18 protein-coding genes, 3 tRNA genes and 1 pseudogene are annotated in these 19,744 nt (G+C 38.9%); 8 read left to right on the top strand and 14 right to left on the bottom strand.

What is annotated here, in order from left to right:
- Positions 1–117: 117 nt before the first annotated feature.
- Together H7N69_RS07235 and H7N69_RS07230 are read right to left on the bottom strand one after the other, a co-directional pair.
- Positions 118–193: transfer RNA gene (locus H7N69_RS07235), tRNA-Ala, on the bottom strand.
- 17 nt (positions 194–210) lie between these two features.
- Positions 211–287 (bottom strand) — tRNA-Ile (locus H7N69_RS07230).
- A 113-nt stretch (positions 288–400) separates the two neighbouring features.
- Between H7N69_RS07230 and galE the strand changes: the two genes are divergently transcribed.
- The gene (gene galE / locus H7N69_RS07225) at positions 401–1,435 is read left to right on the top strand and encodes a UDP-glucose 4-epimerase GalE (protein WP_187885248.1); all 1,035 of its coding nucleotides are present in this window, start codon (positions 401–403) and stop codon (positions 1,433–1,435) included.
- Here the strand turns inward: galE and truA are convergent.
- Genes truA through H7N69_RS07205 form a run of 4 tightly spaced genes read right to left on the bottom strand, consistent with a single transcriptional unit; the run spans position 1,429 to position 4,870 of the window.
- A complete protein-coding gene (truA, locus tag H7N69_RS07220) occupies positions 1,429–2,157 on the bottom strand; it encodes a tRNA pseudouridine(38-40) synthase TruA (protein WP_187885247.1) in 729 nt (242 codons plus the stop codon). The two genes, galE and truA, sit on opposite strands and share 7 nt — an antisense overlap.
- A complete protein-coding gene (locus tag H7N69_RS07215; protein WP_000589939.1) occupies positions 2,158–3,195 on the bottom strand; it encodes an LptF/LptG family permease in 1,038 nt (345 codons plus the stop codon).
- Positions 3,196–3,205: 10 nt separating this feature from the next.
- Positions 3,206–3,835: a protein-L-isoaspartate O-methyltransferase gene (gene pcm / locus H7N69_RS07210; protein ID WP_097686883.1), complete on the bottom strand. Its 630-nt coding sequence runs from the start codon at positions 3,833–3,835 to the stop codon at positions 3,206–3,208.
- Between the two features lie 9 nt (positions 3,836–3,844).
- Complete coding sequence (locus tag H7N69_RS07205; RefSeq protein WP_000453986.1) at positions 3,845–4,870, bottom strand: ribonucleotide-diphosphate reductase subunit beta; 1,026 nt, start codon at positions 4,868–4,870, stop codon at positions 3,845–3,847.
- 195 nt (positions 4,871–5,065) lie between these two features.
- Between H7N69_RS07205 and H7N69_RS07200 the strand changes: the two genes are divergently transcribed.
- Positions 5,066–5,150 (top strand) — tRNA-Leu (locus H7N69_RS07200).
- 110 nt (positions 5,151–5,260) lie between these two features.
- On the opposite strand, the gene pseC is transcribed toward H7N69_RS07200, so the two are convergent.
- From pseC to accB, 6 genes are all read right to left on the bottom strand, one after another.
- On the bottom strand, positions 5,261–6,397 hold the full coding sequence (gene pseC, locus H7N69_RS07195; RefSeq protein ID WP_187885246.1) for a UDP-4-amino-4,6-dideoxy-N-acetyl-beta-L-altrosamine transaminase: 1,137 nt from the start codon (positions 6,395–6,397) through the stop codon (positions 5,261–5,263).
- On the bottom strand, positions 6,394–6,993 hold the full coding sequence (locus H7N69_RS07190; protein WP_187885245.1) for a Laminin subunit alpha-2 precursor: 600 nt from the start codon (positions 6,991–6,993) through the stop codon (positions 6,394–6,396). Before H7N69_RS07190 ends, pseC begins: the two co-directional genes overlap by 4 nt.
- 93 nt (positions 6,994–7,086) lie before the next feature.
- Positions 7,087–7,635, bottom strand: coding sequence for a restriction endonuclease (locus tag H7N69_RS07185; RefSeq protein WP_187885244.1), 549 nt, complete (start codon positions 7,633–7,635; stop codon positions 7,087–7,089).
- Positions 7,635–8,597, bottom strand: coding sequence for a type II restriction endonuclease (locus tag H7N69_RS07180; protein ID WP_001193869.1), 963 nt, complete (start codon positions 8,595–8,597; stop codon positions 7,635–7,637). The genes H7N69_RS07185 and H7N69_RS07180 overlap by 1 nt, the downstream gene beginning before the upstream one ends.
- Before the next feature lie 93 nt (positions 8,598–8,690).
- Complete coding sequence (locus tag H7N69_RS07175) at positions 8,691–10,058, bottom strand: acetyl-CoA carboxylase biotin carboxylase subunit (RefSeq protein WP_187885243.1); 1,368 nt, start codon at positions 10,056–10,058, stop codon at positions 8,691–8,693.
- A gap of 5 nt (positions 10,059–10,063) precedes the next feature.
- Positions 10,064–10,549, bottom strand: a complete 486-nt coding sequence (gene accB / locus H7N69_RS07170; protein WP_120821895.1) for an acetyl-CoA carboxylase biotin carboxyl carrier protein — start codon at positions 10,547–10,549, stop codon at positions 10,064–10,066.
- Between the two features lie 129 nt (positions 10,550–10,678).
- On the opposite strand from accB, the gene dcd reads away from it, so the two are divergent.
- Both dcd and H7N69_RS07160 read left to right on the top strand, forming a co-directional pair.
- A complete protein-coding gene (gene dcd / locus H7N69_RS07165) occupies positions 10,679–11,245 on the top strand; it encodes a dCTP deaminase (RefSeq protein ID WP_145816771.1) in 567 nt (188 codons plus the stop codon).
- 158 nt (positions 11,246–11,403) lie between these two features.
- Entirely contained in the window at positions 11,404–13,521 is a 2,118-nt protein-coding gene (locus H7N69_RS07160; protein ID WP_187885242.1) for an outer membrane beta-barrel protein, read from the top strand.
- 83 nt (positions 13,522–13,604) lie between these two features.
- Here the strand turns inward: H7N69_RS07160 and H7N69_RS07155 are convergent, their stop codons facing one another.
- Together H7N69_RS07155 and H7N69_RS07150 are read right to left on the bottom strand one after the other, a co-directional pair.
- Positions 13,605–14,285, bottom strand: coding sequence for a 16S rRNA (uracil(1498)-N(3))-methyltransferase (locus tag H7N69_RS07155; RefSeq protein ID WP_187885241.1), 681 nt, complete (start codon positions 14,283–14,285; stop codon positions 13,605–13,607).
- On the bottom strand, positions 14,286–14,717 hold the full coding sequence (locus H7N69_RS07150) for a hypothetical protein (protein WP_187885240.1): 432 nt from the start codon (positions 14,715–14,717) through the stop codon (positions 14,286–14,288).
- A gap of 55 nt (positions 14,718–14,772) precedes the next feature.
- Here H7N69_RS07150 and hemH point away from each other — a divergent pair, with 55 nt between their 5' ends.
- The 4 genes and pseudogenes from hemH to H7N69_RS08115 form a co-directional block, all read left to right on the top strand.
- Positions 14,773–15,780: a ferrochelatase gene (gene hemH, locus H7N69_RS07145; RefSeq protein WP_187885239.1), complete on the top strand. Its 1,008-nt coding sequence runs from the start codon at positions 14,773–14,775 to the stop codon at positions 15,778–15,780.
- Positions 15,781–15,852: 72 nt separating this feature from the next.
- Positions 15,853–16,524, top strand: coding sequence for a SoxW family protein (locus tag H7N69_RS07140; RefSeq protein WP_187885238.1), 672 nt, complete (start codon positions 15,853–15,855; stop codon positions 16,522–16,524).
- A gap of 9 nt (positions 16,525–16,533) precedes the next feature.
- Positions 16,534–19,344 (top strand): cytochrome c biogenesis protein, encoded by a 2,811-nt coding sequence (locus tag H7N69_RS07135; RefSeq protein WP_187885237.1) that lies wholly within the window; start codon positions 16,534–16,536, stop codon positions 19,342–19,344.
- 9 nt (positions 19,345–19,353) lie between these two features.
- A pseudogene (locus H7N69_RS08115) lies at positions 19,354–19,744 on the top strand (glycosyltransferase family 10 domain-containing protein); the annotation flags it as partial.

Below are 19,744 nucleotides of genomic sequence, written 5' to 3'. Positions count from 1 at the left end.
TTCATTAAGGAGCTTTGAGTTAAAAGATTTGCGGCGTTAAACAAAGACGATCCAATCGTTTAGGATTTCTCAACCAAGACACGACTGATAAAAAGAAAAAATTTAAGGAGAAAACAATGGTGGAGAATAGCGGGATCGAACCGCTGACCTCCTGCGTGCAAAGCAGGCGCTCTCCCAGCTGAGCTAATTCCCCAAAGATTGTAAAAGAAATGGTGGGCTTAGGAGGAGTTGAACCTCCGACCTCACCCTTATCAGGGGTGCGCTCTAACCACCTGAGCTATAAGCCCTTAAAGTCAATAAAGGTGAAATTATAGATTAAATTTTCTTAAGAAATCCTTAAATGATAAATGGGATTAAGATGTTATAATACTCGTTATTTTTTCATTTTAAAAGGGGTTTTATGGCATTATTATTCACAGGGGCGTGCGGGTATATAGGCTCGCATACCGCAAGGGCGTTTTTAGAAAAAACCAAAGAAAACATCATTATTGTAGATGACTTAAGCACCGGTTTTTTAGAACATATCAAAGCGTTAGAGCGTTACTACCCTAATAGGGTTGTGTTTATTCAAGCGAATTTGAATGAAACCCACAAATTAGACGCGTTTTTGAATAAGCAACAGCTAAAAGACCCCATTGAAGCCATTTTGCACTTTGGGGCTAAAATCTCAGTAGAAGAATCCACGCGCTTGCCTTTAGAATACTACACCAACAACACGCTCAACACTTTAGAGCTTGTCAAACTTTGTTTAAAACATGCAATCAAGCGTTTTATTTTTTCTTCCACGGCCGTGGTTTATGGCGAGTCTGATTCAAGCTTGAATGAAGAAAGCCCCTTAAACCCCATTAATCCTTATGGAGCGTCTAAAATGATGAGCGAAAGGATTTTGTTAGACGCTTCTAAAGTGGCGGATTTCAATTGCGTTATTTTGCGCTATTTCAATGTGGCTGGGGCATGCATGCACAATGATTATTCCACGCCTTACACTTTAGGACAGCGCACGCTCAACGCCACGCATTTAATCAAAATCGCATGCGAATGCGCGGTGGGGAAAAGGAAAAAAATGGGGATTTTTGGCGCTAATTACCCCACTAGAGATGGCACTTGCATTAGGGATTATATCCATGTAGATGATTTGGCTAACGCGCATTTAGCGAGCTATCACACCCTTTTAGAAAAAAATAAGAGCGAAATCTATAATGTCGGCTACAATCAAGGCCATAGCGTGAAAGAAGTGATAAAAAAGGTTAAAGAAATCTCAAACAACGATTTTTTAGTGGAAATTTTAGACAAACGACAGGGCGATCCAGCAAGCCTTATTGCCAATAACGCTAAAATCTTACAAAACACCCCTTTTAAACCCCTTTATGACAACCTAGACACCATTATCAAAAGCGCTCTAGATTGGGAAGAACACCTTTTAAGATTTCAATAATACACCCTGTGCAAATACAAGCCATTAGCCATTATGGGCGTTCTTATAGTGGCTTTGAGGTTGTGGATTTGCATTTGAATTTCAGCGAGCGTGATTTTTTCTAAGGAGTATTGAACGCATGCTTGAATGATCAAACGCACGCTGGAGCGTAAAAACGCATCGCCAATGATTTTAAACACCACGCACTCATGCCCTATGATAAAGGCTGTATAAGCCAAAGCGTTAAAAATGATGCGATTAGGATTGGTTGTAGCCCCGCCTTCTTTTTTAAACAAAGAAAAATCATGCTTGCCTGTGAATTGCTTTAAAGCGGTATTTAATAAATCTAGTGAGCCATAATCCCCACAAGCGATATAAGGCGCTAAAAAAGGCGTTTTTAAATTCTTCGTCAAAAGGTAACGATACGCTCTTTTTTGAGCGTCAAAACGCGCATGGAAGTTTTTTTCTTCTAATTTTTTTAAGACAATATGCGGGGCGAGTTTGGGGGCTAGATAATAAAATAATTTATCAGCGCTCCAGTGTTTTGGAGCGTGAAAAGACAGCGCTTGGTTGTTCGCATGCACGCCTTTATCCGTGCGCCCGGCCGCAACCACAACGCTTTTAATCCCTAGCGCATTTAAAGCGCTCTCTATTTTATCCTGAACGCCGAGTTTGTTAGGCTGTTTGGCATAGCCTAAAAAATACGCCCCATCATAAGCGATAGTAGCCTTAAAACAACGCATTCAATAACGCTTTAAAATGAATTTTCTAAACAACAAATAAGAGCCAAACGCCCAAATAAAGGGGAAGAAAAAGGTCATCAAAAACAAATCCGTAGAAATCACATGCACCATTAAAAAATAAACCCCAACCGCTCCAAGGACATAGAAATAACTCCAATTCGTTTTGAATCGCGGGTTGGCGATGCCAAATAAGGGGATTAAAAACACGCTCGCTAAAGGGAACAATGAAACTAGAATCGCTTGAGAAAAACGCCGTTTTTGATTTTTATTAGCGTTTTTGCCAAAGGCTTTTTTCCAATAACCCAAATAATCCGTGCCTTGCAAATAAGCCGCATCATTAGAATTGAAAGACTTGAGCTTGTTGCGCAAATGCAATTCTTCAAAATCAACCTTACGCATTTTATCGCCTTGAGTGAAATACGCATGCCCGTTATATAAATTCAATTCAAACACGCCGTTTTGATTGTTGATATTGCCTTTTTGGGCTAGAATGAAGCTTTCTTGAGAGAGGCTTTTATTAGAAAAAAGCACTAAATTATCATAGGAATTGTTCTCAGCCTTATCCACATACACGAGCCAATCGCCTAATTTTTGCCCGAATTCACCGGCTCTGATGTTAATATCAATCTTGTCTTTTTTTTGACGCAAAAACCCGTAATAAGCGCTCTTAGAAGTGGGGATTAAAATGAGCGAAAACACTAATAAAATCGCGCTCACTAACAAACTTAAAGGCACAAACGCTTTAGTCATTGTTTTAGGCGAAACCCCTAAAGAGAAAAACACTAACAATTCATGGTCATAGCTAAGCCTTGAAAGCCCCAAAGCGCAAGCTGCAAAAAAAGTGATCGGCAAAATAAAAAAAATGGTTCCTGGCAAGGAATACAAAAAGAGTTGCACTAGATCCAAAAAGCTCACTTTAATCACGAGCGTTACGCTTGCAATACTGATTAATAGCACGATAGAGGAGATAAAAAACAGCACTAAAAAGAAAGAGAAAAAGACTTGTGAAACCGCCATGAAAAGATAGTGTTTAATCATGCCTTAATCTTTATTGCACCCCATCTACAACAGGCACAAACGAGCATTTTTCTAACACTTTTTGGACGCGCAAAGCGTTATTTTGCTTCACAAAGCGTTTGATGACTTGCTCGTTGTTTTCTTGAATGGGCGCAACTAATATCCCGCCTTCTTCAAGCTGATCAATAAGCGCTTGGGGGATATTTTTAGCGCAAGCAGAGAACAAAATCCTATCATAGGGGGCGTATTGATCCCAGCCCTTATTCCCATCAGCGAATTTGACATGAACATTGTCTAAACCGAGAGTTTTAAGGCGCAAACGCGCTTCTATATACAGGCTTTCAATCCTTTCAACGCTAAAAACGCGCCTGAAAATTTGAGACAGCACCGCCGCTTGATAGCCGCTCCCGCAGCCAATTTCTAGCACGCTATCCACATGATCGATTTCTAAATATTGCGTCATTTTGGCCACGGTTAGGGGCGAAGAAATGTATTGTTGCGCTTGCATAGAAAGCGCGTTTAAAGTGTAGGCAAAGTGTTTAAAGGGGGCTGGCACAAAAACCTCCCTTTCAATGCTCTCCATAGCCTTCCTCACTTTAGGGTGCAAATGAAAACGCTTGTGGATTTCTTCACACATCAAATGGTTTTTGATACTATTCAAACAAACCCCTTAAAAATCATCAAAACTCACGCTCCCTTTAGCGTAATTGCTCACCCTAGCTTCAAAGAAATTGGAGCGTTGCTCATTGAAACTTGAAAAGCTCTCTACCCATTTAATGGGGTGTTGGACGCCATAAACTTTAGCGATACCCACCTTACTCAAACGGCTATCCGCTAAAAACTGGATGTATTGCTCAATCAAGCTTGAAGTGAGCCCTAAAATCTTGCCTTGCGTGATATAATCCCCCCACAAGGCTTCAATTTCTACCGCTTTTTTAAACATTCCTATGACTTCATTAATCAATTGTGGCGTGAATAGATCCGCTCTTTCATTCCTTAAAGCGTTGATCATGTTTTGGAATAAAATCAAATGCGTTACCTCATCTCTTTGGATAAAACGAATCATTTGCGCTGATCCTAGCATTTTACCGCTCCTAGCCAAAGTGTAAAAATAGCTAAACCCGCTATAAAAATAAATCCCCTCTAAAATCTGGTTAGCAAAAAGCGCTTTGAGAATGTTTTCTTCTGTGGGGTTTTTGGCTAATTCCATATACACTTGCGCGATATAATCGTTCTTGCTTTTTAATTGCATATCGTTACGCCACATGTCATAAATCTCTTCAGTATTCGCGCTAATGCTTTCTACCATCACTGCATACGCATGGCTGTGTAAGGCTTCTTCATAAGCTTGGCGCACCAAACACAAATTGATTTCGGGACTGGTGATGAAGGGATTGACATTGTCAATTAAATTATTGGTTTGCAAGCTATCCATAAAAATGAGTTGCGCTAAAGCTCTGTCATAGCCGATCTTTTCTTCTGCGCTTAATTTCAAATAATCTCTTTTGTCATCGTTCATGCTCACTTCTTCAGCAAACCAAGTGTTAGCGAGCATCGTTTTCCACAAATGATCCGCCCATTGATACTTGATTTTATTCAAATCAAACATGCTTGTAGGATTACCCCCAAAAATCTTTCTTTCATTCACACTTTCTGTAGAATCGGGGTTGTAAATTTTCTTGCGTGAAACTTCCATTGTGTTCCTTAATTTCCTTAAAACTATCTGATATAGTCTTGTTAGAATACCTTAAAAGAATTTAAAACTCCCTAAAGCCAGAAAAAACTCCAAATTTTAAAAAACTTCAATTTTTCAGTATTTTTAAAGGATTAAAAAGCTAGAATACTGCTTCTTTATTTTCTACTTCTTAATGCATGCGATGGCGTGCGGTGTGCGGAAGTGGCGAAATTGGTAGACGCACTAGACTTAGGATCTAGCGCCGCAAGGCATGAAGGTTCGATTCCTTTCTTCCGCACCATTTCATCAACGAATGGGAAGCAAAAGATTAAACAAAATTCAATCTAACTCAGTTTGATTAAAAGGCATGCGGTGAATAAAATTTTAGAGGAATGATTAAGACTTGAAGCCCTAAACGGAACTTATTCTATTAAAACCCTCAAAAGTTTTTAAAACGCCATGAGTGATGTTTTGAACGCTCTCTAAATTCAAATTCGCATGACAAGGCAAGGAAATTTCAGCGTTATAAAAATCCTCTGCGCTTTTTAATGGGGCTGTGTTGAAGAGCTGTTGATACAACTGGTATTGGTAAATGGGTTTGTAATGCACTTGGGCTAAAATGCCAAGCTTGTGCAAACTTTCTAAAATGGATCTTTTAAATGTAAAAAATTTTTGATCCATTAAAATAGGATAAAGGTGGTTAGAGCTTTTATCTTTTAACAAGGGGTGTAAAGGGGTGAAATAAGGGTTATCTTTAAAAATCTTGTCATAAACTAGAGCGATTTCTTCTCTTTTTTGCATTAAAAGGGGGGCTTTTTTAAGCTGGCTCAAACCCAAAGCGCTTTGGATTTCATTCAAGCGGAAGTTATGCCCTATGCTTTTGACTTCGCCTTCAAAAAAATCTTTTTTGAGCATGCCATGAGAGCGAAACAATTTCATTTTTTCATACAATTCGCTATCGTTAGTAACGACCGCTCCCCCTTCGGCCGTAGTGATAGGCTTAATGGCATGGAAACTAAACACGCTCGCTAGTGCAAAGCCTCCTACTTTTTTGTTTTGATACTCGCTCCCTAGAGCATGCGAGCTGTCAGAAAGAAAACTCAAAGAATGCTTTTTGCAAAGCTTTTGAATGCTTTCTACTTCCACGCTTTTACCGGCATAATCCACGCTCACTATGGCTTTGGTTTTTTTAGTAATGAGCTTTTCTAGGGCCAATTCATCTATATTGCCATCGTTTTTGACTTCAGCAAACACGGGTGTATAACCGCTTTCTAAAAGCATGTTAGCCGTCGCTACAAAGCTTATAGGGGTGGTGATTATTTCATTACAATCAGCACTAAATTCGCTAAAATTCCTATAGAGCGTTAAAAGGGCTGAAGTCGCGCTATTAAACGCTAACGCATGCTTAACGCCCAAAAACTCGCACAAAGCTTCTTCAAACAAAAGAGAGCGTTTGCCTTGCGTGATCTGTTTGGAATTTAAAACCTCTAAAACAGCCTTTTTATCTTCTTCATCTAAACAAGGCTCGCTATAAACAAACTCTTTCAAGCGAGCAAGTCTTGCAAGCGAGATGGGGTGATCTTGCTTGTGTCATGGACATCTTGGAATTTTTGAGCGTTCAGTCTTGTTTTATCTAAGGTGTTGTATTCCTTGTTCAAATGATTCGTTTCAGCGAGTTGTTTTTTCCACTGGTGCAAAGAGTTTTGAATGCTTTCTTTCTCACTTTCTAATGATTTTGAAAATTTCTCCAAAGCTTTTGTGTCGTCAATATCAATATTGCCAGGGAGTTTCAAACTATCATTGCCTGATTTTTGATTGAAAGAATCAATCGCTTTATCCAAACGGCTTTTAAAACGCTCAAAATCGCTTCGATCTTTTTCATTATTATGAGCGTAAGATTTAGAAATACCCACCAATTCTTTAGCGTCTTTATCCATGCCTTTTAAGCTTTTAAGACGGCTTTCTAAATCCCCTATGGCTAGGTTATCCTGCTTAGCTTGTTTGGCTAATTTGATCTTTTCATCATTCTCTGAAAGATTTTGAATTTCCTTATTTTCTTCTTTTCTTGCGTGCGGACTAACCCTTTGACTATGGTAATCCCTCATCGTTAAAGGCGGGTTATAATGATTTGAAATCTTAGACATCCTATCCTCCACTTCATTTGATTTTCTTAAAGATAAGACAAGCAAACTCTATTCCTATAAACATTATAATTTACTTAATCTTATCTAAAAATATTAATCTAACTCTAAAATCCTCTCTAACTCTTTGATGAGGTTTGTAATTTCTTTCAGTTCTTTAAGATTGAGGGTGAGCTTATAATTGACTTGATTATCAGGATTCATTGGCACCAATTGCTTTTTAAATTCATTTTGTTTCATAAAGTATTTTCTTTCTTTATGAATGTAATGGATTTCATCTTTTTTAAAAATTCTATAAAGCAATTGGTCTTCGCACACTCCTAAGCAAATCAAAAAATCATAGTTGTATCGTGGGTTTATACCATTGAACTGAAAAGTGTTGTTGGTTCTACCTTTTCGCGCTGTTTTGACCTCAAAAGACACACCGCTTTTTGTCATAATATCGTATTCATCATGAATAATGCCATCATTGATCACTTCATCTATAGCGTTAAGCGCACTTTTTAAAAACTCTTCGCCAATCTGCCCTATAGCGTTGGCTTCAAAATCTCTAATTTTTGAAAAAATAGCGTTGTAATCTTGCCCTAAATTCAATTCTTTATGTTTTTTTTCAATAATTTTTAAAAAAGTTTGTTCCAAATCCATCAATTATCCTTTAAACTATCCAAATGATCATGTAGGGCTTGAAAAATATGGCTTTTTCCTAAATGATAGCAAGAATTAGTCGCTAAACTTGCGTATTTTGTCCAATCAATCTCTTTGAATAGTTTTTTTAATTTAGCGTTTAAAACCTTGTCAGCGCTAGTAAATACCACAGCAATACCAGATTGATACTTAACTTCCTCAAAGTTTTCTACAATTTGTGTGCTTTTATAAAAAGTTGATGAAATGTAAAAAGACGCTTTTTGATTAAAAATCCACTCTTTACCGCATTCTCTGTTTTTAGCTAATGAAACCGTGAAAACCTTGATATATTCGCCAAAGGGTTCTTTATGGCGATTCTTATACCAAGAAAATTCACTTTTTTTATTTTGATACTTTTTGCTCCAAATTTGAAACACACAATGCACATCCACTTCTTTATTTTTAAAGTCTATAAACGCATTTTTTTCTAAGCGTTCGCTATAAAGCAGATTTAAACCTTTCACACGATACTTAATAGAACCTTTTCCTTGACTTTCAAAAAACATGGGCAAGATAAAACACACAAAATCACAATTTCTAGCATGGTTGATAAATTCTAACGCCATAACCCCACGATGCCCAAAAGGAGGGTTGCCCAAGCAAATCACTTTTTGATGCGCAGGCAATTTATAATTTAAAAAATCGCATTGAATAAAACCATCTCTTTTGGGTTCAATGTCTATGCCAATGCGTCTATCTTTAGGAAACAAGTCATAAAACACCCCATCGCCCGCACTTGGTTCTAAAAAAATAAAGTCATCTGGATTTTCGTATTTTTTAATAACTTCACAAGCTTTTTGGAAGCATTTTAAAGCCACACTAGGTTTAGTGAAATACTGATCTAGAACATTGCTAGAATTTTCTTTCATCTCATTGCCATTGACATAGCGTTTAGGGGTAATTTCTTTAAACAGGGTTTGCATGAAAAAATTTTACTATAAAACTACAAAACTTAATGCTGACTTTTTCTGATCGCTTAAAACCCTTAAATCATTGCTTAAGAAAATCCTTAAAACTTAAAAATTTTCTTCTAAATACTTCGTGTGGATTTTTGCTTGCCTGAAATCCGCATTTTCAAGCATTTCAAGGTGGAAAGGAATGGTCGTTTTAATGCCTTCTACTTTAAATTCCTTTAAAGCCCTTTTCATCTTGGCGATCGCTCTTTCTCTGTTTTCACCCCACACAATGAGCTTGCCTATCATGGAATCATAGTGCGTAGGCACGACATAATTGGCATGCGCATGCGAATCAAGGCGCACATTCACCCCACCAGGGGCGATCCATTCGGTGATTTTGCCCGGGCTTGGGTAGAATTTTTTAGGATCTTCTGCCGTGATTCGGCATTCTATCGCATGCCCTTTGAGAGAAAAGCTTTCTTGATTGGGCAATTTTTCGCCTTGAGCGATCTTAATCATCCATTCAATGAGATTTAACCCGCTCACCATTTCGCTAATGGTGTGTTCCACTTGCAAACGAGTGTTCATCTCCATGAAATAAAAATCTTTCATGTTAGAATCGAGCAAAAATTCAAAAGTCCCCGCCCCCACATAGCCGATGTATTTAGCGGCTTTGATCGCTGTTTCTAGCAAACGCTCACGCACGCCCTCTTCTAAAACCACCGCTGGGGTTTCTTCAATGAGCTTTTGCTGGCGTCTTTGCACCGAGCAATCCCTTTCGCCCACATGAATGACATTGCCATGCTTATCGGCTAGAATTTGGACTTCAATGTGCTTAGGTTTGTTGATGAATTTTTCTAAATACACGCTCCCATCGCCAAACGCGCTCAAAGCTTCCGTTTCTGCGGCTAAATAAAGGTTTTTAAGCTTGGATTTATCTTCTACGACACGCATCCCCCTTCCGCCCCCACCAGCGGCCGCTTTAATGATAACAGGGTAGCCGATTTTATCAGCGATTTCTTCAGCTTCTTGATAGCTTTTAAGCAACCCATCACTGCCCTCAATCACAGGCATGCCGGCTTCTTTCATCACGCTTTTGGCTTTGGATTTATCGCTCATTAAAGCCATGACTTTCGCGCTCGGACCAATAAATTCTAAAGAATGGTGCGAGCAAATCTCTACAAAATTCTGATTCTCGCTCAAAAACCCATACCCGGGGAAAATCGCATCCGCTTCAAACAATTCCGCCGCACTAATAATGGCCGGGATATTCAAGTAACTCTCGCTGGATTTGGCCCCCCCTATACACACTTTTGCGTTAGCTGTGTTGAGGTAGTGGGCGTCCTTGTCAGCGATAGAATAAATGGCTATGGATTCTTTACCCATTTCTTGAATGGTTTGGATCGCTCTTAAAGCGATCTCGCCCCTGTTAGCGATCAAAATGCGCGAAAGCTCTTTTTTTTCTACCTTTTTATTTTCTTTATTCATGGGTTTTAAAGCTTTTCCACTTTGATGAGTTTCGTGCCGTATTCTACCGGCTGAGCGTCTCCCACTTCAACAGAAACCACCTTGCAAGGGTATTCCACTTCAATTTCATTCATGATTTTCATCGCTTCTACAATGCCCACGATTTGCCCTTTTTTAAGCGTATCGCCCGCTTTGACATAAGGCTCAGCCCCGGGCGAGGGCGCATGATAAAAAGTGCCTACCATAGGCGAAAGCACGAAATCTTCTTTTTTATCCACAATAGGGGTGCATACCATAGGCACAGGGGTTTGAGCGCTTGGCATGCTCGCTTCTACCATGATGGGGGCTTGGATGGGGGCTGAAGAATGGGCTGAATTTAGCGCGTTTTTATGTTTCGTATAAGCGGATTCTTTATCCAAAACCAGTTCAAAATGCTCATGCTTTAATTTCAAATGCCCCAAATCAGAAGCTTTAAATTCTTTGATCAACTCTTCAATTTCAGAAAGGTTCATAACGATTTATTCCTTATATTGTTTTAAAATATGCCACAAACACATAATCTTACTAACCATAAGCGTTTTTAGCAAAAAATTATTGTTATAATAACATAATTATTAACAAACTTTAAAGGCTTTGTGCGTATGGGATTGAAAGCGGATTCTTGGATTAAAAAAATGAGTTTAGAGCATGGCATGATTAGTCCTTTTTGCGAAAAGCAAATCGGTAAGAATGTGATCAGCTATGGTTTGAGCAGTTACGGGTATGATATTAGGGTGGGGAGTGAGTTCATGCTCTTTGATAACAAAAACGCTTTGATTGACCCTAAAAACTTTGACCCTAACAACGCAACCAAAATTGATGCGAGTAAAGAAGGGTATTTTATCTTGCCCGCTAACGCATTCGCCCTAGCCCATACGATAGAGTATTTTAAAATGCCTAAAGACACCTTAGCGATTTGTTTAGGCAAAAGCACTTACGCCAGGTGTGGGATCATTGTGAACGTTACGCCTTTTGAGCCAGAATTTGAAGGCTATATCACCATTGAAATTTCTAACACCACTAATTTACCCGCTAAAGTCTATGCCAATGAGGGGATCGCGCAAGTGGTGTTCTTACAAGGCGATGAAGTGTGCGAGCAAAGCTATAAAGATAGAGGCGGTAAGTATCAAGGGCAAGTGGGCATCACTTTGCCTAAAATTTTAAAGTGATTTGAAGAAAGATAAAAGCACTTATCCTTTGGGCGTTGTTTATTTTTAAATACAAACAATACCGCAGTTTCTCAAAAATGTATTATAATACGAAACTTCAGTTTGATTGAGTTACAAACTCTTTGAGAACAAAACGCTAAACCATTTAGGAAATTACCATGCTAAAACTCGTTAGCAGAACGATTTGTTTGTCTTTAATCGGCTTATTCAACCCTTTAGAAGCCTTTCAAAAAAACCAAAAAGACGGCTTTTTTATAGAAGCCGGGTTTGAAACCGGGTTATTAGAAGGAACGCAAACTAAAGAAGAAGCAACAACTCAAAATACCCAAAATACCCACAACACCTATGAAAACCCCCTAACCCACCCCCAAACTAAAGAGCAACCCAAAGAACAAAACAAAAGCGATACAGCCAACCCCCAAAGCGTCTATGGGAGATACTACATACCCCAAAGCACCATTTTAGAAAAAGCGACCGAACTATTCACCACGGACAATATAGAAAATGGCTTAACTTTTTATTCTCAAAGCCCTGTGTATGCGAATATGGTTAATGGGAGCGTAACCATACAAAACTTTCTGCCTTACAATTTAAACAATGTTGAACTTAGTTTTAAAGACGCTCAAGGCAAGGTAGTTAATTTAGGCGTGATAGAGACTATCCCCAAAGATTCTCAAATTATTCTGCCTGCAAGCTTGTTTAATGATTCAGAATTTGAACAAGCTGATAGCTTTAATTACCAACAACTTCAAGCCACTGCCACACAATTTTCTGATGCTAACACGCAAAGTTTGTTTGAAAAGCTCAGCCAAATCACGACCAATGTAACGATGAGTTATGAAAACGCCGATACTAACAATTTTAAAGGTAATTGCCATGATTGTGTGTCAGATTTCACCCCACAAACCGCAGAAGAATTGACCAATTTAATGTTGGATATGATTGCGGTGTTTGACTCTAAATCGTGGGAAGAAGCCGTTTTAAACGCTCCTTTCCAATTTTCTAACAGCCCATCAGAGTGCGGCTCTGACTTTCCTAAGTGCGTGAATCCTTTCAATAACGGGCGTGTCGCTCCCATCTATGAAAAATACGTGCTAACCCCACAATCCGTTATAGATGCGTTTAGAAGAGCGATCAATCTTGAAGTGAATATCCTAAAATCAGGGTTTTTAGGGCTAGGGTATGAACTTGATGATAATGATGGTAATCTGGGGATAGCCGCTTCTGCATTAAATCCCGAAAAATTGTTTGGTAAAACTTTGAACAAAGTTGATATTGTGGAATTAAGAGACATTATCCATGAATTTAGCCACACTAAAGGCTATACGCATAATGGGAACATGACTTATCAAAGGGTGCGTTTATGCCAAGAAGGAGATGGGCCAGAGGTGCGCTGTGAGGGCGGGCATGAAGTGGAGGAAAACGGCAAAGAAGAGCTAGAATTTAGTAACGGGCATGAAGTGCGAGATCAGGATGGTTACGACTATGATGTTTGCTCTCGTTTTGGTGGCAAAAATCAGCCCGCTTTCCCTAGCAATTACCCCAATTCCATCTATACCAATTGCGCTCAAGTCCCCGCTGGGCTTATAGGGGTTACCACCGCTGTCTGGCAACAGCTCATCAATCAAAACGCCCTGCCCATTAATTTCGCTAACCTAAATAGCCAAATCAGCCATTTAAACGCTGGGTTGAATGCACAAAATTTTGCAACCTCTATGGTCAGCACGATCGTGCAAAATTTTTCCACCACTTCCACCACCACTTACCGCTCTTCAAGTAAAAATTTTAGAAGCCCTATTTTAGGTGCTAATGTTAAAATAGGCTACCAACATTATTTCAATGACTACATCGGGTTAGCCTATTACGGCATCATCAAATACAACTATGCCAAAGCTAACGATGAAAAAATCCAGCAATTAAGCTATGGTGGGGGAATGGATGTGTTGTTTGATTTCATCACCACTTACGCTAATAAAAAGCAAGACCATCCAACTAAAAAAGTTTTTGCTTCCTCTTTTGGAGTGTTTGGGGGGTTAAGGGGCTTATACAATAGCTACTATGTCTTCAATCAAGTCAAAGGAAGCGGTAATTTAGATATAGTAACCGGGTTTAATTACCGCTACAAGCATTCTAAATATTCCATAGGCATTAGCGTTCCTTTAATCCAAAGCGATATTAAGATCGCTTCTAATAATGGTATCTATGCAGACTCTGTTATTTTGAATGAAGGGGGCAGTCATTTTAAAGTGTTTTTTAATTACGGGTGGGTATTTTAAATTTTAAAACTTTGCTTTACTTGAAGCTTTTTAGCAAAAAGTTAAGTTTTTAGAATTTGTTTTTAAAACTTTTGCGATACCCCCTAAATTTGCGCGATACTCGCCACAAACACGCACGCACTCTCGGATTTTAGCACCATATCTAACGGGATGCGATAAATTTCACGCTCTTTAAAATATTCTCTTTCTGGTTCGCTAAAGCCCCCTTCAGGCCCTATGATAACGCCCTTTTCAAAATTCGCGCTTGCGGGTAAGGTTTCGCCCTTAAAATCCAAAACGCTCGCTTTTGGGTAGGCGTTTAACACCTCTTTAGTGTTTAAAAACACTTCCAATTCCATTAAAGCGCTGCGGCCGCATTGCTCGCAAGAATGAATCAAAATCTTTTGAAAGCGCTCTAATTTGGCACTATCTATTTTTTCATTACGCTGGCTAAAATCCGCATAGAATAAACTCAACTTGCTCACGCCTAATTGATTTAAAAAGGGTAGGATTTTTTCAATGCTTTTGATTTCAATCACGCTTAAGATCAAATGCGTTTTTTTATTAGCCATAACTTCTAATGGTCGCCCGCCTACCAGCCTTAAAAGGGCGTGTTTTTTAGTGATTTCTGCATGCTCATAGGTGTATAAAAAGCCGTCTTTTAAATTTCTTAAATCCAAACGACTCGCGCTTTTGACGCGCCTTGATCGGTATAAATGCGTATAACTCTCGCCTTCTATTTTTAAAACAGGCTCTTTGGCTAAAGGGTGATAGACAAAACGCATTCAAACCACCATTAGCGCAACAATAAGAATTGTTTCTAAAAAATACAGGATTTTAGCTTTTTTGATATACGCCTCCATCCTTTCTTTTTTAGTGATAGCGAATTTCACGCTTTTATGGCGTTTGACTTCTGCTATAAGCATCAACAACAGCCCTAAAAGCATGGCCACCGCTTTAAAAGAAAATTCAAATTGTTGCATCGCCCAAATAAAAATCCCGCTCAAAAGAGCGATGCTTAAAAGAATGTAAATCGCTGGCATGACAAGATAGATTTTTCGGTTTAATTGGATAAAATTCTTTTCTTTAAAAAGGGTGTAAAGATTGATCATAAAGGCTAGGGCAAGCAAGGCGGCAAAAAAGGCATGGATAAGCAAGGATTGAGCCATCACAGAAGAATCTTGTGTATTTAATGCTTGCAAACTCATCTCTAACATTAACTTCTTTCTAACGATTTATTTTTTATTAATCGTTTTATTTTAGCATGTGCTAATGAATTTGATCAATGAAAAGCTTAATGATTTAGAAAATAACGCCACAAAATCCCCCAAAGAAGCGGTTGTTCTTTTGAATATGGGAGGGCCTAACAGCCTTTATGAAGTGGGGGTGTTTTTAAAAAACATGTTTGATGACCCCTTTATCCTTACCATTAAAAATAATTTCATGCGTAAAATGGTGGGTAAAATGATCGTCAATAGCCGCATAGAAAAATCCAAAAAAATCTATGAAAAATTAGGAGGCAAATCCCCTTTAACGCCTATCACATTCGCCCTTACAGAGCGTTTGAACGAATTGGATCCTTCTCGCTTTTACACTTATGCGATGCGCTATACCCCCCCTTATGCGTCTATGGTCTTGCAAGATTTAGCCTTAAAAGAGGTAGAAAGCTTGGTGTTTTTTTCCATGTATCCTCAATATTCTAGCACCACCACCCTTTCTAGTTTCAATGACGCTTTTAGCGCCCTAAAATCCCTAGAAACTTTCCGCCCTAAGGTGCGGGTAGTAGAGCGTTTTTATGCCAGCAAAAAGCTTAATGAAATCATTTTAAACACGATTTTAAGCACCCTAAACAATCGCAAAAGCCAGGATTTTGTCTTAATCTTTTCTGTCCATGGCTTACCTAAAAGCGTTATTGATGCCGGCGATACTTACCAGCAAGAATGCGAACACCATGTGAATTTGTTAAAAGAGTTGGTGCAACAAAAAAATACCCCTTTTAAAGAAGTCTTACTCTCTTACCAATCCAAACTAGGGCCTATGAAATGGCTAGAGCCAAGCACTGAAGAACTGATAGAAAAGCACCGCAAATCTCATATTATCATCTATCCTTTGGCTTTCACGATTGATAATTCTGAAACGCTCTACGAATTAGACATGCAATACCGCTTGATGGCAGAGCGCTTAGCGGTTAAAGAGTATTTGGTTTGCCCATGCTTAAACGATTCCATAGAGTTTGCAAAATTTATCATTGAATTAGTGAATAACCTTAAAAGTGAGTGAAGTTTGCATAAAAAGCGACTATTATAGTAAAATACCAAGTTTTCAAATCTATTAAAAAATAAAGGTTATTTCATGTTTTCACTTTCTTATGTTTCCAAGAAATTTTTAAGCGTTTTGCTATTGATTTCGCTCTTTTTAAGCGCTTGCAAGTCTAGCAATAAAGACAAATTAGATGAAAATCTTTTAAGCTCCGGTACTCAAAGCTCCAAAGAATTAAATGATGAGCGAGACAACATAGACAAAAAGAGTTATGCCGGTTTAGAAGATATTTTTTCAGACAATAAGTCCATTAGCCCTAACGATAAATACATGCTTTTAGTGTTTGGCCGTAATGGTTGCCACTATTGTGAAAGGTTTAAAAAAGATCTCAAAAATGTCAAAGAATTGCACGACTATGTTAAAGAGCATTTTAGCGCTTACTATGTCAATATCAGCTACTCCAAAGAGCATAATTTTAAAGTCGGCGATAAGGATAAAAATGATGAAAAAGAAATCAAAATGTCTACAGAAGAATTAGCGCAAATTTATGCCGTCCAATCCACCCCTACGATTGTTTTATCCGATAAAACCGGCAAAACCATCTATGAATTGCCCGGCTACATGCCCTCTACGCAATTTTTAGCGGTGTTGGAATTTATCGGCGATGGGAAGTATCAAGACACAAAAAACGATGAGGATTTCATCAAAAAATTAAAGGCTTACATCAAGTATAAAACCAACCTTTCTAAAAGCAAGTCTAGCTAGGAAAGTCTAATGAAGAATCTCAAAAGCCTGCTTTCTTTTTTGCTGGCTTCTTTTTGGGTCGCTATCCCTTTAATGGCGCTCTATGCCTTAGCGTGCGCGATAGCCACTTTTATAGAAAACGATTACGGCACGAGCGCGAGTAAGGCGATTGTGTATAACACCCCTTGGTTTAATTTCTTGCATGCGTATTTACTGGTGGTTTTAATAGGCACATTTATTAATTCCAAAGCCTTAGAACGCAAAAGATACGCAAGCCTTTTTTTCCACAGCTCCTTGATTTTAATCATTTTAGGGGCAGCCATCACGCGCTTTTTTGGCACAGAAGGGCTTATGCATGTGCGAGAAAATAGCGTGCAAAGCTCTTTTGAAAGCGCGGACACTTACCTTAATATCACTCTTAATGACACCACTAAACTTTCTTTAAAAACGCCTTTTACCTTTTATTATTCCAAACGATTAAGGCCCATTCATGCCACTTTAGATCACAAGCCTTTAATTTTAGAACCCTTAGAGATTTACAAGCAAAACGCCATTAAAAAAGATGACGCTGCTGTTTTAGTGTTAAAAGCGACTTATAACGGCGTGAGCCGCAAATTCAACCTCATCAAAACCAACAGGAATGAAGGCATAGAAGAAAGCGAGATGTTTAAAGACGACAAGCTCTCTTTAAGTTTTGGATCCGCTTACATTGAATTGCCCTTTCAAATCAAACTGAAGCGTTTTGAATTAGAACGCTACGCTGGCTCTATGAGCCCTTCATCTTACGCTTCAGAAGTGGAAGTTTTGAAATTGGATAACACCTTGATCAAACCTTATAGGATTTTTATGAACCATGTTTTAGACTATGAAGGCTATCGCTTTTTCCAATCTTCCTATGACACGGATGAAAAAGGCACGATCCTTTCTGTCAATAAAGACCCGGGCAAAATCCCCACTTATTTAGGGTATGCGATGCTTATTTTGGGGGCTTTGTGGTTGCTTTTGGATAAAAACGGGCGTTTTTTAAAGCTTTCACGCTTTTTAAAATCCCAACAAGCCGCTAGTTTCTTACTCGCTTTAATTCTAGTCAGCCCTTTTACTTCCTCATTCGCCAATGAAGGCCAAATTGACATGCATGGGGGCAAAAGCGCTAAAATTGAGCGACAAAAGATAGAAAATCCCGCCAATAAAGAAGATTCTAAAAGCGCGATTTTAGAGCGTTTGAAGCGTTTAAGAGAGTATTCCAAAGATCATTTAAAAGCCTTTCAAAGGCTTCAAGTCCAGGATTTTGACGGGCGTATCAAACCCCTTGATACCATCAGCATTGAATACGTCCATAAGATTTTAAGAAAAGATGATTTTCAAGGGCTAAACGCCATGCAAGTGCTTTTAGGGATCATGTTTTTCCCCAATGATTGGCGTAGCGTTAAGATGATTTACACTTCTAATAAAGCCTTAAGGAAGCTTATTGGTACGCCTTTAGACGAGAGCCGTATCGCTTTTAGAGATGCGTTTGATAGCCGTGGGTATAAATTAAAAAATTTGGTTGAAGAAGCCAATCAAAAATCCCCTAACGCGCGCAACGAGTTGGATAAAGACGCGCTAAAAGTAGATGAACGGATCAACTTAGTCTATACGCTTTTTAGCGCTCAATTTTTACGCATTTTCCCTAGCGATAAAACCACCGCTTGGCTCTCGCCCATTGAAGCGATCAACAGCCCCAATAAAGAAATTTCAAGCGTGGCAACGGAATTTTTAAAAAATATTTTTAGCGGGTTTGATGACGCTTTAAAAACCAACCAATGGGATAAAGTAGAAAAAACCCTAAAAGATTTAAGCGTCTATCAGCAAGAGCATGCCAAAAACCTCTATTTATCTTCTTCTAAAGTGGATTCTGAAATTTTTTTAAACCACACCAATTTTTTTAACAGCCTGACCTTGCCTTATATCCTTCTTGGGTTGTTGCTTTTTATCGTTGTGATCACCTCTTTGGTTAAAAACACGACTCCAAATATTTGGCTCACTAAAATCCTTTATATGGCTATCTTGCTTTGCACGATCGCTCATTCTATGGGGCTAATCTTGCGCTGGTACGTGAGCGGGCATTCGCCTTGGAGTAACGCTTATGAATCCATGCTTTATATCGCATGGGCTTCTGTTATCGCAGGGTTTATTTTGCGATCCAAACTCGCGCTATCGGCTTCTAGCTTTTTAGCCGGTATTGTGCTCTTTGTGGCTCATTTAGGCTTTATGGACCCTCAAATCGGCCCTTTAGTGCCGGTGTTAAAATCCTATTGGCTCAATATCCATGTCTCTATCATCACCGCCAGTTATGGCTTTTTGGGCTTGTGTTTTGTGCTAGGGATTTTAAGTTTGGTTTTGTTTATTTTGCGCAAACAAGGGCGTTTCAATTTAGACAAAACCATTCTTTCCATTAGCGCTATCAATGAAATGAGCATGATTTTAGGCCTGTTCATGCTCACGGCCGGGAATTTCTTAGGCGGGGTGTGGGCGAATGAATCTTGGGGGCGCTATTGGGGGTGGGACCCTAAAGAAACCTGGGCGTTGATTTCTATTTGCGTCTATGCTTTAATCTTGCATTTGCGTTTTTTAGGCTCTCAAAATTGGCCCTTTATTTTAGCGAGCAGCAGCGCGCTAGGGTTTTATTCGGTTTTGATGACTTATTTTGGCGTGAATTACTACCTTTCTGGCTTGCACAGCTATGCCGCAGGCGATCCCTTGCCTATCCCTACTTTTTTATACTTTTTGGTAGCGATACCTTTTATCCTTGTGATCTTGGCGTATTTCAAACGCCATTTGAGTTTGCCTAAATTGGTTTAAAGGGTAAAAATGTTCCAACCCTTACTAGACGCCTTTATAGAAAGCACTCCAATTAAAAAAAAATTACCTCTAAATCCCCCCCCCCCCCCCTAAAAATCGCTGTGGCGAATTGGTGGGGAGGCGCTGAAGAATTTAAAAAGAGCGCTCTGTATTTCATCTTAAGCCAACGCTATAAAATCATTCTCCACAGCAACCCCAACGAACCTTCAGATCTAGTCTTTGGCAATCCTTTGGAACAGGCTAGAAAAATCTTATCCTATCAAAACACCAAACGAGTGTTTTACACTGGTGAAAATGAAGTGCCTAACTTCAACCTCTTTGATTACGCCATAGGCTTTGATGAATTGGACTTTAACAATCGTTATTTGAGAATGCCTTTATATTATGATAGACTACACCA

This window comes from Helicobacter pylori, from assembly GCF_014497725.1.
GTDB lineage: Bacteria > Campylobacterota > Campylobacteria > Campylobacterales > Helicobacteraceae > Helicobacter > Helicobacter pylori_DE.
This window is presented reverse-complemented; position numbering and strand designations above follow the sequence as displayed.

Bases quoted from the DNA above. Each gene is read 5' to 3' on its own strand.
- H7N69_RS07140 (WP_187885238.1), top strand. From the start codon at position 15,853: ATGTTTTCACTTTCTTATGTTTCCAAGAAATTTTTAAGCGTTTTGCTA.
- H7N69_RS07190 (WP_187885245.1), bottom strand. From the start codon at position 6,993: ATGTCTAAGATTTCAAATCATTATAACCCGCCTTTAACGATGAGGGAT.
- H7N69_RS07175 (WP_187885243.1), bottom strand. From the start codon at position 10,058: ATGAATAAAGAAAATAAAAAGGTAGAAAAAAAAGAGCTTTCGCGCATT.
- galE (WP_187885248.1), top strand. From the start codon at position 401: ATGGCATTATTATTCACAGGGGCGTGCGGGTATATAGGCTCGCATACC.
- H7N69_RS07205 (WP_000453986.1), bottom strand. From the start codon at position 4,870: ATGGAAGTTTCACGCAAGAAAATTTACAACCCCGATTCTACAGAAAGT.
- H7N69_RS07215 (WP_000589939.1), bottom strand. From the start codon at position 3,195: ATGATTAAACACTATCTTTTCATGGCGGTTTCACAAGTCTTTTTCTCT.
- H7N69_RS07135 (WP_187885237.1), top strand. From the start codon at position 16,534: ATGAAGAATCTCAAAAGCCTGCTTTCTTTTTTGCTGGCTTCTTTTTGG.
- H7N69_RS07180 (WP_001193869.1), bottom strand. From the start codon at position 8,597: ATGCAAACCCTGTTTAAAGAAATTACCCCTAAACGCTATGTCAATGGC.
- hemH (WP_187885239.1), top strand. From the start codon at position 14,773: ATGAATTTGATCAATGAAAAGCTTAATGATTTAGAAAATAACGCCACA.
- truA (WP_187885247.1), bottom strand. From the start codon at position 2,157: ATGCGTTGTTTTAAGGCTACTATCGCTTATGATGGGGCGTATTTTTTA.
- H7N69_RS07150 (WP_187885240.1), bottom strand. From the start codon at position 14,717: ATGTTAGAGATGAGTTTGCAAGCATTAAATACACAAGATTCTTCTGTG.
- H7N69_RS07185 (WP_187885244.1), bottom strand. From the start codon at position 7,635: ATGGATTTGGAACAAACTTTTTTAAAAATTATTGAAAAAAAACATAAA.
- accB (WP_120821895.1), bottom strand. From the start codon at position 10,549: ATGAACCTTTCTGAAATTGAAGAGTTGATCAAAGAATTTAAAGCTTCT.
- H7N69_RS07155 (WP_187885241.1), bottom strand. From the start codon at position 14,285: ATGCGTTTTGTCTATCACCCTTTAGCCAAAGAGCCTGTTTTAAAAATA.
- dcd (WP_145816771.1), top strand. From the start codon at position 10,679: ATGGGATTGAAAGCGGATTCTTGGATTAAAAAAATGAGTTTAGAGCAT.
- H7N69_RS07160 (WP_187885242.1), top strand. From the start codon at position 11,404: ATGCTAAAACTCGTTAGCAGAACGATTTGTTTGTCTTTAATCGGCTTA.